The 14,439-nt window shown below is 64.7% G+C and carries 8 protein-coding genes; 6 read left to right on the top strand and 2 right to left on the bottom strand.

The features are described from left to right. The first annotated feature begins 104 nt into the window (after window positions 1–104). The 6 genes from sufC to ENJ19_01440 are packed head-to-tail and all read left to right on the top strand — an operon-like array spanning window position 105 to window position 4,756. A complete protein-coding gene (gene sufC, locus ENJ19_01465; GenBank protein ID HHM04397.1) occupies window positions 105–857 on the top strand; it encodes a Fe-S cluster assembly ATPase SufC in 753 nt (250 codons plus the stop codon). Then, on the top strand, window positions 854–2,188 hold the full coding sequence (gene sufD, locus ENJ19_01460; GenBank protein ID HHM04396.1) for a Fe-S cluster assembly protein SufD: 1,335 nt from the start codon (window positions 854–856) through the stop codon (window positions 2,186–2,188). Before sufC ends, sufD begins: the two co-directional genes overlap by 4 nt. Beyond that, window positions 2,185–3,438, top strand: coding sequence for a cysteine desulfurase (locus ENJ19_01455; GenBank protein HHM04395.1), 1,254 nt, complete (start codon window positions 2,185–2,187; stop codon window positions 3,436–3,438). Before sufD ends, ENJ19_01455 begins: the two co-directional genes overlap by 4 nt. Next, a complete protein-coding gene (locus ENJ19_01450; protein ID HHM04394.1) occupies window positions 3,435–3,878 on the top strand; it encodes an SUF system NifU family Fe-S cluster assembly protein in 444 nt (147 codons plus the stop codon). Before ENJ19_01455 ends, ENJ19_01450 begins: the two co-directional genes overlap by 4 nt. Before the next feature lie 5 nt (window positions 3,879–3,883). Continuing rightward, entirely contained in the window at window positions 3,884–4,432 is a 549-nt protein-coding gene (sufT, locus tag ENJ19_01445) for a putative Fe-S cluster assembly protein SufT (protein HHM04393.1), read from the top strand. Then, window positions 4,433–4,756: a non-heme iron oxygenase ferredoxin subunit gene (locus ENJ19_01440; GenBank protein ID HHM04392.1), complete on the top strand. Its 324-nt coding sequence runs from the start codon at window positions 4,433–4,435 to the stop codon at window positions 4,754–4,756. 67 nt (window positions 4,757–4,823) lie between these two features. Here ENJ19_01440 and ENJ19_01435 read toward each other — a convergent pair whose 3' ends face one another. Beyond that, window positions 4,824–5,303: a hypothetical protein gene (locus ENJ19_01435; GenBank protein HHM04391.1), complete on the bottom strand. Its 480-nt coding sequence runs from the start codon at window positions 5,301–5,303 to the stop codon at window positions 4,824–4,826. After that, a complete protein-coding gene (locus ENJ19_01430) occupies window positions 5,287–14,331 on the bottom strand; it encodes a hypothetical protein (protein ID HHM04390.1) in 9,045 nt (3,014 codons plus the stop codon). Before ENJ19_01430 ends, ENJ19_01435 begins: the two co-directional genes overlap by 17 nt. Window positions 14,332–14,439: the final 108 nt, after the last annotated feature.

The following is a 14,439-nucleotide window of genomic DNA, read 5'->3' as shown; positions in this document are numbered from 1 at the left end:
AAGCCGCGTCGCAAGCCGCAGGCCTCGGGCCCCCTTTCCCGAAGGGGGAGGCCGAGGACGCGCGCCCTTTCAAACCGCATCAATTACTAGCACGAGCAAATATCATGTTGAGCATTAAAGATCTTCACGCCGCGGTAGACGGCAAGCCCATACTCAAAGGCATCAATCTGGAAGTAAACGCCGGCGAGGTGCACGCCATCATGGGACCCAACGGCTCTGGCAAAAGCACACTGTCCAATGTGCTGGCGGGGCGTGAGGGCTATGAGATCACCGCCGGCGAAGTCATTTACAAAGGTGCGAATCTGTTGGACCTGGCACCGGAAGAGCGGGCGCGGGAAGGGATTTTTCTGGCCTTCCAATATCCCGTGGAGATTCCCGGGGTAAGCAACATTTATTTGCTCAAGGCCGCGGTCAACGCCGTGCGCAAACACCGGGGGGAGGCGGAGCTGGACGCCATGGATTTTCTTGCTCTGGTGCGGGAGAAGATCAAACTGGTGGAAATGAACGAGCAATTTTTGCACCGCGCGGTGAACGAAGGCTTCTCCGGCGGCGAAAAAAAACGCAACGAGATCCTGCAAATGGCCCTGCTGGAGCCATCCCTGGCGATTCTGGACGAGACCGATTCGGGGCTGGACATCGACGCCTTGAAAATCGTCTCCGAGGGCATCAACGCCCTGCGCAGCCCCGGACGTGCCTTTGTGCTGGTCACCCACTACCAACGCCTGCTCAGTTACATCGAGCCCGATCACGTGCACGTTTTGGCGGGCGGCCGCATCGTTAAGTCCGGTGGTGCCGACCTCGCCCATGAACTGGAGCAAAACGGTTACGGCTGGATCGAGTCCGGGGCTGCCGCATGAATGCCCTAGACCAGGCCGCTGACCATTTCACGGCAGAATACCACCGCGTCGCCGCCGGCTTGCCGGGCGCAAGCCTGCCATGGCTGGTGCGGCTGCGCGAAGAAGGTCTGGCCGCTTTTCGTTTTCCCACACCGCAGGATGAAGACTGGAAGTACACCCGCACCCAGGTCTTGGCGCGGCGCGGTTTCGTGTTTGATCCCGAGGCCGGCGGTACTTTGGACGTGGCGCGGCTGGACTCGCTGTTGCCAGCGGAGATGCCGTGCCACCGGGTGGTTTTCGTCAACGGCCGCTGGCGTCCCGAGCTGTCTGATCTCAGCGGCCTGTCCGGAGGGGTGAGCGTGTGCGGCCTGGCCGAGGCTCTGGCGACCCGGCCGGACCAGGTGGCAGCAACCCTGGGATGCATCGCTGACGCCCGGCGCCATCCTTTCGTGGCGCTGAACAATGCCTTTAACGCCGACGGTGTTGTCATACAAGTGGCACCGGGCGTTGTGCTCGGCATGGCCATCCATGTGCTGTTGCTTGTCACCCCCGAGCACGGCGGCAAAGTGAGTCATCCGCGCATTGTTGTGGACGCAGGCACGCGCAGCGAAGCCACGTTGATCGAAACATACGCTGCCGACAGCACCGTGGCGAGCTGGACCAACACCGTCACCGAAATCCGCTTGCAGGACAAGGCCTGCTTGAAACACTACCGGTTCGAAGATGAAAGCGCCAAGGCCTTTCACACGGCCGGCGTGCATGTGGACCAGGCCCGCGACAGCCGCTACGACGCCTGCACCTTCACCGCCGGCGGCCTGCTGGCCCGCAGCGATGTGGATGTGCGCCTGAATGCTCCCGGCGCCGAATGTACTTTGAACGGTTTGTATCTGGCGGGCGGCCGCCAGCACATGGATCATCACACCCGGGTCGATCATTTGCAGCCCCATTGCCGCAGCAATGAGTTGTACAAAGGTGTGCTGGACGGCCATGGCCGCGGCGTGTTCAACGGCAAGACCATTGTTCATCCGCAGGCGCAAAAAAGCGATGCGCGTCAGGCCAACCACAACCTGCTTTTGTCCGAGCACGCCGAAGCGGACACCAGGCCCGAGCTGGAAATCTACGCCGACGATGTGAAATGCGCCCACGGTGCCACCGTCGGTCAGCTGAACGGCGACGCTTTGTTTTATTTGCGCGCCCGCGGCCTGTCACTGGACGATGCCCGCGCCGCGCTGACCTACGGGTTCTGCCGCGAGATTGTCGATACCGTGGAATTGCCGGCCCTGCGCGACCACTGGCGCAAAATCGTCCTGGCCCGCCTGCCGGGTGAGGCCCGCATCGAGGAAGAATCATGAGCAGCGCATCCACCCGCCCCCTGGCCGGACACACTTATGACGTGACGCGCCTGCGCGAGGATTTTCCCATTCTGCACCAATCCGTGCACGGCCAGCCGCTGGTGTATCTGGACAACGGGGCAACCACGCAAAAACCCGTGGCGGTGATTGAAGCGATGGCCGAGTACTATCGCAAAGACAACGCCAACATCCACCGCGGCGTGCACACCTTGAGCCAGCGTGCCACCGACGCCTTCGAGGATGCGCGGGAGAAAGTGCGGCGTTTTATCAATGCCGAGAGTGACAAAGAAATCATCTTCGTGCGCAGCGCTACCGAGGCCATCAATTTGGTGGCGCAAAGCTATGCCCGGCCGCGGCTGCAAGCAGGCGATGAAATCCTCATCACCGAAATGGAACACCACGCCAACATCGTGCCCTGGCAAATGGTGTGCGAGCAGACCGGTGCCCGTTTGCAGGTGGTGCCCATCAATGACAAGGGCGAGCTGGTGCTGGACGACTTTCACCGCCTGCTGTCGCCGCGCACCAGGCTCGTTGCCGTGGTGCAGGTGTCCAATTCCCTGGGCACCGTCAACCCCGTGGCGGAGATCATCGAGGCTGCGCACGCGATGGCTGTGCCGGTGCTGGTCGATGGCGCCCAGGCGGTGCCGCACACCATGGTGGACGTGCAGGCCCTGGGCTGCGATTTTTACACTTTTTCCGGTCACAAGATGTATGGCCCCACTGGCATCGGCGTGCTCTATGGCAAAACCGGCTTGCTGGAGGCCATGCCCCCTTACCAGGGGGGCGGCGACATGATCCGGCTGGTCACGTTCGAGAAAACCGAATACAACAGCCTGCCCTATAAATTCGAAGCGGGCACGCCCCACATCAGCGGTGCCATCGGCTTAGGGGTGGCCATCGACTATCTGGACAACATCGGCCTGAGCAACATCGCCGCTCACGAAGACGAGTTGCTCTGCTACGCCACCGGGCAGGCGCGGGAAATTCCCGGTTTGAAACTTATTGGCACGGCGGCGCAAAAAGCGGGGATTTTGTCTTTCGTGCTGGAGACAGTGCATCCCCACGACATCGGCACCATCCTCGACCACGAAGGGGTGGCCATCCGTACCGGCCATCACTGTGCCATGCCGGTGATGCAGCATTTCCAGGTGCCCGCCACCGCCCGCGCCTCGTTCGGCTTGTACAACACCCGCGCGGACGTGGACCGATTGTTTGCCGCCGTGCGCAAGGTCATCAAGGTGTTTGGCTGATGTCCGACTTGCGCGAACTCTACCAGGAGGTCATCTTCGACCACAACCGCAACCCCCGCAACCGCGGCCGCATGGAGGACGCCAATCGCCGCGCCGTGGGTCACAACCCCCTGTGTGGCGACGACATTGTTTTGTATCTCAAGGTGGACGGCGATGTGATTGAAGACGTGAAGTTCGAAGGGCAGGGCTGCGCCATTTCCACCGCCTCGGCCTCGCTCATGAGCGAACGCCTCAAGGGCATGAACATCAAAGACGCCGAAGCCCTGTTTCATCGTTTCCACCGGGCCGTGACCCAGGACGGGGATGTGGGCGGGCTGGGCAAGCTCAGCGTGCTGGCCGGCGTGCGTGACTACCCGGCGCGGGTCAAATGCGCCACCCTGGCCTGGCACACTCTGGAAGCGGCGCTGAAAAACACCGGTGAGACGGTGACGACGGAATGACCACCATGCGTAGCAATGAAATCGTCACTCTCAGCCGCGACTGCAAGGCGGTGTTGATACCCTTTGGCAATGAAATCACCCTGCCCGCCGGGCAGGCCGTGACCATCACCCAATCCCTGGGCGGCAGCTACACCTGCTATGTGGAAGGCAGTCTGGTGCGCATCGCCGCCCAGGACGCCGACGCCCTGGGCAAGCAGGCCGGCGCCGCACCGGAAAAACCGGCGCCCGCCCATGCAGGGCCACCCGATGAGAACGCCATCTGGGACCAGCTCAAGACCTGCTATGACCCGGAAATCCCCATCAACATTGTCGAGCTGGGTTTGATTTACGGGCTGCAAATCAGCCCCCGCGACGAGGGCGGCTACCGGGTGGACATCCAGATGACCCTCACCGCCCCCGGCTGCGGCATGGGCCCCATCCTGCAGCAGGAAGTGGAAGAAAAAGCCCGCGCTGTGCCCGGGGTGAGTGAAGTGCGGGTGGAGCTGGTGTTCGAGCCGGCCTGGGACCAAAGCCGCATGTCGGAGGCGGCCAAATTGCAATCGGGTTTATTGTAAATGTCAGACTGGATCGATGTGTGCCCGGCGGCCGAGCTTCCACCTGGTGGCCACCGCGTGGTGGCCCTGGAGGACACCCGGGTGGCGGTATACGGGCTGGACGGCGGGTACTACGCCATCGAAGACATGTGTACCCACGATTACGCTGAGATCGCCTGCGGCAGGTTAGAAGGTGACCAGATCATCTGCCCCCGCCACGGCGCGCGCTTTTCCATCAAAACCGGCGCCGCCCTGACGCCCCCCGCCTTCGAGCCCATCCACACGTTTCCCGTGCGGGTGGAAAACGGCGTGGTGCAGTTGCGCGATGACCGCTGGGATGATTGAGGCGGCCGCCTTCAGTTGTTGAAAGAACCCACAGTCTGCAGGTCGGTCCGGCGCGCTTGGCGGGGAATCAAAGCGGCGCAGGCCCGCTTCTGGCCAGCGTTGCTGCCAGCTTGTGCAGCAGTGTTTCGCAGTGTTCCCGGGGCGCGCTGCTGTCGCGCTGGAAGCGGCTGAGGGGATCCCAGTGGCACACCGGCCGGGTGGTGTCTTGCAGGTCGCGGATGCTCAACTCCAGGCCCCAGGGGTCGTACCAGGCATACAGGACATCGCCGATGTAATAGGCATAGCTGCGCTCGCCATTGTCCCACTGGGTCAGGCGGTGGAGGCGGATCGCTTCGCCCACGCCCCGGGCGAGACCGAAACGGCCGCTGAACCAGCTGGGCTGGGGGGGTATCCGTGAAGAAGGCATGCCGTGACTGTAAGTGTGGTCGAAACTGTAGTGCCAGCTCCGTCCGTCATTTTGATCGTCCGGCGCCCCAATAGCCATTGCCGGCAGGCTTGATACCAGTGCCGCCAAGGCCAGTCCCAGGGTGTTATTGTTCAGTCGCATCGTTCCCGGCTCCCTTCCCCCAACAAGCAGCGCCCAAGTATAGAGGCTTTTCCAGGCGGGGCCCAGCGGTGGCCCCACCTGGCTCAGCCCTGGGAGCCTGCCGGGTCCACAGCCCACCCATGGCCAGCAGGAGCAGGCCGAAGAGACCAAGCGCGCCACCGCCGGTGCGGCCCGTTGCGGCGGCGTCGGGGCGGTTGTCTTGGGCCGGGGTATTGTCACTCCCGGTGCCCCCGGTGCCCCCGGTGCCCCCGGTGCCCCCAGTGCCATTGTCCACTGCACTGTTGTCATCTGCGGCGAGCGGTCCTGCGTCCTCCGTCACGGCTTTGAGGGCCAGTTCGCCCGGATCAGCAATGACGTAGTTGGCCGCGCCGTCGGCGTCGTTGGGGCCGCCATCCTGAAGGGTGAGCTGCAGACAGTAGTGGCCGCTGCCGAGGCCGCTGGTGTAGGCCGCATCCCCCGGCAGGGGGCAGGCACCGGGAGCGCCGGGGGCGGAGGCCACGGCGTTGGCGCTGTCCACGGTGAAGTCCGCCCAGCCGGTGACCGGGTCGTATTTGCGGTACGTGCCCCCTTCGGGAATGGCCGCCAGCAGGGGAATGACCACCCGCGCCGACTGCCCCGCCTGGGTCAGGCCGCCGATTTCGAAGTCGAAATAACCGCCCACATTGGCCACCGTGTCGGTGGCCGGGGCGCTGCCCGGCTGGCCTTCACCGCCACCGTAGCTGGCGATATCGGTGCTGCTCACCTCGGCCCCGTCGGCGGCTGCCGCAAAGGACACCTCGCCGAGGCGCAGGCTCAGGCCCGGCTCCGTGCGCATGACGTAGCTGGCCGCCTCGCCGGACAGCACCTGCAGCTCGTGGGAGGCCAATGTGGCGGCGTCCAGGTAATCGGGGATGCCGTCGCCGTCGCTGTCGTCGAAGGATTCGGCGTCGTCCATGATGCCGTCGCCGTCGCTGTCGGTGCCGGCAGACAAGGCCGGTGCGCTGGCCGCCACTTGCAGCAGCAGCTCTGCCTGGCCGGTCTGGGCAGGGGAGCCGTCGTCGGTCACGTCCACCCGCACGGCGTAAAAGCCCGGGGAGAGACTGGTGGGGTCGAATACAAAAGTGGCCGGATCACCGTCGGTAATGTCCACCAGATTGTTGTTGCTGCGGCTCCAGTCGTAGCTGTGGCTGTCCGCCGGGTTGGGATCGCTCACCGTGGCGGTGACGGTCACATTGCCGCCGCCGCTGACCACCAGCCGCGTGCCCGCCCCGCCCTGGGCGGCGGCCAGCTTCACCTTGGGGGCCACATTGAGTTCCGTCAGGGTGACGGTGTGGGTGGTGCGCCCGCCGGCGGCGGCATTGGTGGGTGTGCCCATGGTGAAAATGACCGTTTCGTCGGCTTCCCCGGCGCCGTCGTCCACCACGGTGAAGCTGGTGCTGCCACTGAGTCCCGAACTGATGGTGATGCTGCCGTTGGCCGCGTCGTGGTCAGCGGGGTTGGTGGCCGTGCCGCCGACGGTGTAGGGCACCGTCACCGGATAGGCCAGGGCCGGGCCGCTGAGCACGGCGGTGACGGTGGCAGTGGTGCCTTCCGCCACGGTTTGATCCAGCCCGAAGTTCACCACCGGGGGAGTGTTCTGTTCGTCGTCCACCAGCGTCACGGTGGCCGATGCCGGTTTACCCACCAGGTAGGCGGCGGCGCTGCTTAAGCTGAGCACCACCGTTTCATTGCCTTCGACCGTACCGTCGTCCAGGGGCGTCAGGGTGAGGGTGGCGCTGTCGTTGCCGGCGCCCAGGGTCACGCTGCCGCTTAAGGCGGTGTAATCGCCACCGGAGGTGGCCGTGCCGCCGGTGCTGTAGTTTACCGTCAGGGCGGCGCCGGTATCGCCGCTGCGGCTCACGACGAAGGCCACCGCTGGCGCTCCCGCTTCGGCCAGACTGGCGGTGGCGGCGGTGACGCTCACGGTGTTGATGGCCTCGTTGTCCAGATTGGTCAGCGCCACATCGGCGGGGTTCAGACCGTTGTAGACGCTCACCGTGCTCACCGCGGCGCCGGTGTAGACCGTATAGGCCACGTCGCCGTCCAAACCGGTGTCGTCCACGCCCACCACGGTGACAGTCTGGGCCACGTTCCAGTTGGCCGGGGTGAACGTAAGGGAAGTGGGCACCACCGCGCCTTCGGTGGTATCGGAACTCTGCAAGGCCAGAGTCACGTCGGCCGCGGGCGGCTGGTCCAACACCACCGTGAAGGTGGCCGTGCCACCGCTTTCATGGGTTTGCAGGCCGGAAGTGGGGGTGACGGTGATACCGCCGGTCTCGTCATCGGTGATGGTGACCTTGGTGCTCCAGGTGCTGCCCCGGGCATAGGCGGCGGCGGTGCTGATGTTGAGCCACACGTCCTCGCTGCCTTCGGCGATGGCGTCGTCCAGGGGCGTGACGGTCACGGTGGCCGAGGCGCTCCCGGCCGGGATGGTGACGCTGCCGCCCAAGGCCACATAATCGCTCCCTGGGGTGGCATCGCCGCCCACGGTGTAATTCACCGTCAGCGGCGCGCTGGTGGGGCCGGTGCGGGAAAGGGTGAAGGTGGCAGTGCTCAAATCCTCTTCGGCCGCGCTTCCGTCGGTGGCGCTCACGCTGACGACGGCCTGCTCGTCGTCGCTGTTGGTCACCGCCACGTCGCTGGGGTTGATGCCGTTGTAGCGGGTGTCGGTGCTGCTGGCGGCGGCGGTGACGATAGTGTAGGCCACAGCATCGTCGAAAGCGCTGTCATCCACGCCGGTGACGGTGACCGTCTGGGGCAGATACCAGTCGGTGGGGGTAAAGGTGAGCGCGCCGGGGGAGACCGTGCCTTCGCCGGTGTCGGAGCTGGACAAGCCGATGGTGACATCGCCCGTGGGCGGCAGGTTCAGGGCCACGGTAAAGGTGGCGCTGGTGCCGCTCTCCGAGGTTTGCAGACCGGAGGTGGGGGTGACGGTGATGGCGGGTGACTGGGGTTTGCTCAGGTAGACAAAGACGGCCCCTTCATTGCTCTCGGCGCTGGTGGACTCCCATTGGTATGCACTCACGAAAACATCGTCCTGGCCGTCGCTGTTGAGATCGCCCAGGCCACCGAGGGCGTAGCCCATGAGCGCACTGGCCTGCTCACCGGCAACGGTCCAGGAGGCGCTGCCGGCCAGGCCCGACGCGGCGCCCAGGTAAACGGCGGCACGGCCCTCGTCGATATTGACGCTGGCGTAGCTTTCATCGTAGTCGGGGGTGGCCACGATGACGTCGCTGTAGCCGTCGCCGTTGAAGTCGCCGACGGTGGCCACGGCGCGGCCCAGTTCAGCATAGAGTTGGCTGCTGCTGGCGGACCAGTTGGCATCGCTGAACCTGGCCAGGCCATCGCCATCGCCGTCGGGCAGGCCGCTGGCGGAACCGTGGAAGACGAAGGCCCCGCCCTCATTGGTGGTACCGGCATCCCAGAGATATGCTCCCACGATAATGTCGTCGTAGTTGTCGCCGTTGACATCACCAGCGCCGGCCACGGCATAACCGAAGTAGGCGCTGGTTTGGTCGATTTCCGCCGCCCAGTCGGCATCGCTCATGCGGGCGGTACCATCGCTGTCAGCGTCCGCGAGGCCGGTGGCGCTGCCATAGAAGACCACAGCGCGGCCCTCGTAGGTCTGGCCGTTGCTGTAGCGTTGAATGCCGATGATGATATCGGCCTTGCCGTCGTTGTTGAGATCGCCAGCGCCGGCAAGGGCGGCGCCGGCATAGCCGTTGGCATAGTCGCTCTCAAAGGTCCAGTTGGCGTCGCCGGGGCGAGCGATGCCGTCGCTGTCGGCATCGGCCGGACCGGTGGCGCTGCCATAGAAGAAAAAGGCGGCGCCTTCGTTGGATTCGCCGTTGTCGTAGTACTGGGCCCCGATGAGGATGTCGTCGTAGCCGTCGCCGTTGACATCCCCCGCTCCCGCAACCGCGGCGCCGGCGTTGGCACCGGTCTGGTCGCTTTCGAAGGCCCAGGCGGCGTCGGACAATTGGGCAGTGCCGTCGCTGTCTGCATCAGGCAGGCCGGCGGCGGATCCGAGGAACAGAAAAGCGGCGCCTTCGGTGGACTGGCCGTTGTAATATTGCAGCGCGCCCACCAGCAGATCGTCATAGCCGTCATTATTGATGTCCCCGGCGCTGGCCACGGCATAACCGAAACTGCCGCTGCCCACCGCCTTCCAGTCGGGGGTCAGGGAATAACCGCTGGGAGAGCCCAGGTACGCATAAACGGTATTGCTGCCGTAAGCCCCGACCAGCAGATCCTGATAACCGTCGCCGTTGACATCAGCGGCCGCCGCGCTGTAGCCAAACAACGCGCCGTACTGGTTGCCTTCCAGCCGAATGAGGTCGCGGGCATTGTCCAGGTTGGTGACCGTCACATCGGCGCCGTCCAGGCCGTTGAAATTGCTGTCGGCGCTGACCGCGGGGGCGGTGATCACCGAGTAGCTTTGGTCACCGTCGGTCTGGGCGTCATTTACGCCGATGACTTTCACCGGCTTGCCCCGGCTGACGATATCGCTGGGGCTGAAGGTGATGGACGACGGGGTGACATAGCCTTCGCTGGTATCGCTGCTGCTGAGGTTGATGGTTACATCCGCCGTGGGCTGGGTGCCCAGGGCGATTTTAAATTCCGCGCTGCCGCCGTTCTCGGTGGTGACCAGGCCCGAACTGGGGGTGACGATGATGGAATACGTATCGTCGTCGGTGTTGGTGACGGTGATGTCGGCGGGGTTGACGCCGTTGAAGTTGCTGTCAGCGCTGGTGAAGGCGGAGGTGACAATGGCGAAAGTCTGGTCGCCGTCTGTCAGTTGGTCGTTTACCCCGAACACCGTCGCCGTCTGGGGTGTGTTCCAGTTGCTGGGGGTGAAGGTCATGGCAAAGGGCAGCACCATGCCCTCGCTGCTGTCGGAGCTGGACAGCATCATGGTGACATTGGCCGTGGGCTGGCTGGTGAGGGTCACCGTGAAAGGGGCGAAGGCGCCCGCCTCGCTCACCGTCAGCGTGGCGGGGCTCACGGTGACGGCGGCGGTGTCGTCATCGCTGTTGGTCACGGCCACGTCAGCAGCGTTGAAGCCGCTGTATTGGCTGTCGCCGCTGGTGGCGGCGGCAGTGACGACAGTATAGGCCTGATCGCCGTCAATGACGTTTTCATCCACCCCGGTGACGGTAACGGTCTGGGGCGTGCTCCAGTCGGCCGGGGTGAAGGTCAGCGAGCCGGGCGCAACCGTGCCCTCGGCCGTGTTGGAGCTGGACAGGGCCAGGGTCACGTCCGCCGTGGGCTGGGTGTTCAGCACCACGGTGAAGCTGGCGCTGGCCCCGGCTTCCGTCGTGATTAGACCCGAGGTGGGGGAGACATTGATGCCGGCAGTGTCGTTGTCCACGTTGCTGATGCTGACATCGGCGGCGTTGATGTCGTCGAACGCGGGGTCGCTGCTGACGCTGGCGGCGGTGACGATGGAATAGGCAACGTCGCCATCGTCGAAAAAGTCGTCGACTCCGGTGATGGTAACGGTCTGGGGTGTGCTCCAGTCGGCCGGGGTGAACGTCAGCGAAGAGGGCGCGACCGTGCCCTCGGTGGTGTCGCTGCTGTACATGCCGAGGGTGACATCGGCACCGGGGGCGCTGTCCAGCACCACGGTGAAACTGGCTGTGCCCCCGCTTTCCGAGGTGGCCAGGCCGCCGGTGGGGGTCACCGTGATGCCGCTGCTGCCGCTGCTGCCGTAGCTGCTGGTGAGGCTGGCCAGGGTGGGGGTGGCGCTGCCATCGGAAGTGAGCGTGACGCGGTACTGAAACCACTGGTCCGCCAGGCCGTCCCGCTGGCTGTCGGCCATGACCGTGCAGACCACGCTGCCGCTGCCACTGCAGCCGCCGGCACTGGTGTTGCCGGAGTTCCAGTAGCTGCCGGCGGCATCATCGGGACCCAGCCAGGCGCTCCAGGTGCCGGGGGCGCCGCTGCTGTCAGGGGTGGTACGCAGCTCGATGCGTACATCGGTGCCTGGGGGCAGCGTTTCGGTCCAGACCAGGCCGTCCAGCAGATTGCCGGCAGCAGTGGTGTTGAAGGGCGAGGAAATGAGGCTGGCACTGTAAGCGTAGTGGTTGAAGTTCAGCGCCATGGCATCCAGCGACGGTGTGACGCTGGTGTCGCTCGTGGCGAAGTTGGCGCGGTACTGGATGTAGCGGAGGGTGCCCAGGGCGGAAATATCGCCACCGTCCGCCACGCCGGTGATCCACGCTGTCCAGCTGCCGTCGGGAGTGGCGCTGGCGCCGGCGCGCACATCGTAGCTCAAGCTGGTGCCTGCCGGCACCGCGGCGGTGGCGGACAGGGTGGTCCAGCCCAGATGCTGGCCGGCGTCCAGTATTTGGGACGTGAATGATCCCGAGTTGCTGTACGGGCCCAGGGACATGGCGTGGATGCCGGCGCTGGCCGCAGAGGCATAGGCCTGATTCCCCACCACGTACACATCGTTGATATACGTCACGGCGGTACTGCTTACCTGGGTGGGGGTGGTGGGTTCGCTGATGTCAAACACCCGCAAATAGTTGGTGTCCGCCATGTAGGCATAATCCCCCGCCACGATCACCCCCTGGCCGGCGCTGGCCCCCCCCGCCGTTCCCACCAGCGTGGGGGAGGCCGGGTTGGAAATGTCCAGCACCTTGAAGCCGGTGCCGGTGATGTAGGCGTAGTTGCCTTTGACGTAGACGCCGTTGACGGTATCGGAATAAGTGGCCACCAGGGTGGGGTTGGCCTTGTCCGACACGTCGATGATTTGCAAACCGGAGCTGCCGTCGGTGAGATAGGCATAGTTGCCGGAAACATGAATCCGGTGTGCGTCTCCCGGCGTGTCCAGGCTGCCGACAATGGTGGGGTTGGCCGGGTCGCTGACATCAATGATCTGCAGGCCGCCGGTGGTGTAATCCCCCACATAAGCATAACTGCCTTCCACGTAGACCCCCCAGGCCCAGCCCGGAGTATCCACGGTGCCCACCGTTACCGGGGCACTGGGGGTGGAGATATCCACCACTGCCAGGCCCTTGTCGGTGGCAGCCACGTAGGCGTAGCTGCCGGCCACGAACACATCCCAGATGCGCGCGCCGTGCTGAGTGTAGGCCACCTGGACGGGGCTGGCGGGGTCGGAGATATCCACGATGCGGTGAGCCGAGAACGAGTTGCCGGAATCATCGGCGATGAAGGCGTAATTGCCGGAGACATGAACGCTGACCACCGAATAGGGGCTGTTGTAGGTGCCGGTGATGGACGGCGCGAAATTGATTCCCAGCGTCACGGCCGCCGCGCTGCCGGCCCCCGAGCGGGCCACGGCACTGGCCAGGGGATAGTTGGCGTAGTTGAAGGTAATGTCCTTGAGGGTTGGGGTGGCGCTGCTGTCGGTGGTGGCGAACACAGCCCGGTACTGCACATAGCGCCGCGTCCCCAGCGTGGAAATGTCGCCACCGTTGGCGACGCCCGTCAGCCAGGCGGTCCAGCTCCCGTCGGGGGTGGCCGTATCCCCGGCGCGCACATCCAGGCTCAGGGTGGTGTTGGCGGGCACAGTGGCGCTGTAATCCAGCGTGGTGAAGCCCAGCTGGCTGACAGTGTCGATCACCGGGGAGGTCATCGTGCCTGAAGCGGCATAAGTGCTGCTGCCGTCGTTGCGGTAGCCGGTGGCGTTACCCCCTATGTTGCCGGCGAGGAAGTCCAGATCGCCGTCGGCGTCCAGATCCGCCAGGGCGGGATACACGTAACTGCCGGCATCGGGAGTGTCCCAGGCGGTGTTGGCCGTCCAGGTGTTGTCGCCGTTGTTGGCATAGCCGTAGCTGATCCCGCCGGAGCTGCCGATGATCAGGTCGACGTCGCCGTCACCGTCCAGATCGGCCGCGGCAGGGCCGGAATAGCCGCCGATGTCGGGGGCGTTCCAGGCGGTCTTGGCGGTCCACACGGGCGCCGAGGCGTTGCCCGTGTTTTCAAAAGCATAGCTCACCCCGTCGACGTTGCCCACCAGCAAATCGAAATCCCCGTCAGCGTCCAGATCCGCCAGGGCAGGGGCGGCCCAGCTCCCCACATCGGTGCTGAGATTCCATTCCGGTTTGGCGCTCCACACCGGGTTGCTGAGGGTGCCGGTATTTTCGTAGGCGAAGGTCAGCCCCGCCGATTCGCCGATCATCAGGTCGAGATCGCCGTCACCGTCCAGGTCCGCCAGGGCCGGTGCCACGTAGCTGCCGATGTCCGGCGCGTTCCAGCTGCTCTGGGAAGTCCAGCTGGGCGTGGCATCAGTGCCGGTGTTGCGGTAGCCGTACACAATGCCGTTGGAGGAACCCAGCATCAGATCGTAGTCACCGTCGTTGTCCAGATCGGCCAAGGCCGGTTTGCTGTAGCTGCCCACGTCGGGCGCGTTCCAGGCGCTGTTGGCGACCCAGGAGGGCGTGTGCCCCGTTTCGCTCAAGCGCACGGCGCCGCTGCGGACCGTGGTGGCGGAGAGCGTGCCGCCTACGGAAAAATCGTAATTGCTGGTGTGCTGCGCTGCGGTGTTGCGGCTGAAAGTGAAATCGCTTTCACTTCCATCCTGCACCTTGTCACCGGTGGTTCCCAGCTGCAAATCGGCGCCGCCGCCCGTCACATTGAGCAGGCTGTCCTTGGTGCTGTAGGCACTCCAGCCCGTCTGATTGCCCGGATGCACGGCGGCGCATTCGCTGCCCGTCCACGTGCCACCGGCAGCGCTGCAGGCCGTGGTGTCGGTGGGGATACCAGCAGACCAGTCGCTTTGAACAAAATCGCCGGCGCGCACGGCGGCGCTGCTCCAAAGCAAGAGCAGGCACAGCAGGGCCGGCGCAACAATCCGGAGGGTGCCGGAGGTGGAGGAGGCGGGGCAGGGGGAAGGCGGGTCTTGGATCGACAGTGTACGGAATCGAAGCGCGCCACGCGTCATTAACTTCACCTCGGTGTCAGCGACTGGGAAATCAACCCTCCGTGGCGACAGGCAAACGCGCCAGGGGGCGCGGCCGGTACCGAGAATATCGGACGGCATCTATAAAAATTTAGAGAAAATTCAAAAGCTGAAGAGGGGTTCTTAAAGGGATTGCATAAATTGCCGATAACCCAGTCGTTGCACTCGGCCATGGGCAAGCCCCCTCAT

It is taken from the genome of Gammaproteobacteria bacterium, assembly GCA_011375345.1.
Taxonomy (GTDB): Bacteria; Pseudomonadota; Gammaproteobacteria; order DRLM01; family DRLM01; genus DRLM01.
The sequence above is the reverse complement of the archived record's forward strand: the minus strand, read 5'-3'. Positions and strand labels throughout refer to the sequence as shown.

What these genes read in the sequence shown, in the direction of transcription:
- sufC (HHM04397.1), top strand. Translation starts at nt 105, where the DNA reads ATGTTGAGCATTAAAGATCTTCACGCCGCGGTAGACGGCAAGCCCATA.
- sufD (HHM04396.1), top strand. Translation starts at nt 854, where the DNA reads ATGAATGCCCTAGACCAGGCCGCTGACCATTTCACGGCAGAATACCAC.
- ENJ19_01455 (HHM04395.1), top strand. Translation starts at nt 2,185, where the DNA reads ATGAGCAGCGCATCCACCCGCCCCCTGGCCGGACACACTTATGACGTG.
- sufT (HHM04393.1), top strand. Translation starts at nt 3,884, where the DNA reads ATGCGTAGCAATGAAATCGTCACTCTCAGCCGCGACTGCAAGGCGGTG.
- ENJ19_01440 (HHM04392.1), top strand. Translation starts at nt 4,433, where the DNA reads ATGTCAGACTGGATCGATGTGTGCCCGGCGGCCGAGCTTCCACCTGGT.
- ENJ19_01435 (HHM04391.1), bottom strand. Translation starts at nt 5,303, where the DNA reads ATGCGACTGAACAATAACACCCTGGGACTGGCCTTGGCGGCACTGGTA.
- ENJ19_01430 (HHM04390.1), bottom strand. Translation starts at nt 14,331, where the DNA reads ATGCCGTCCGATATTCTCGGTACCGGCCGCGCCCCCTGGCGCGTTTGC.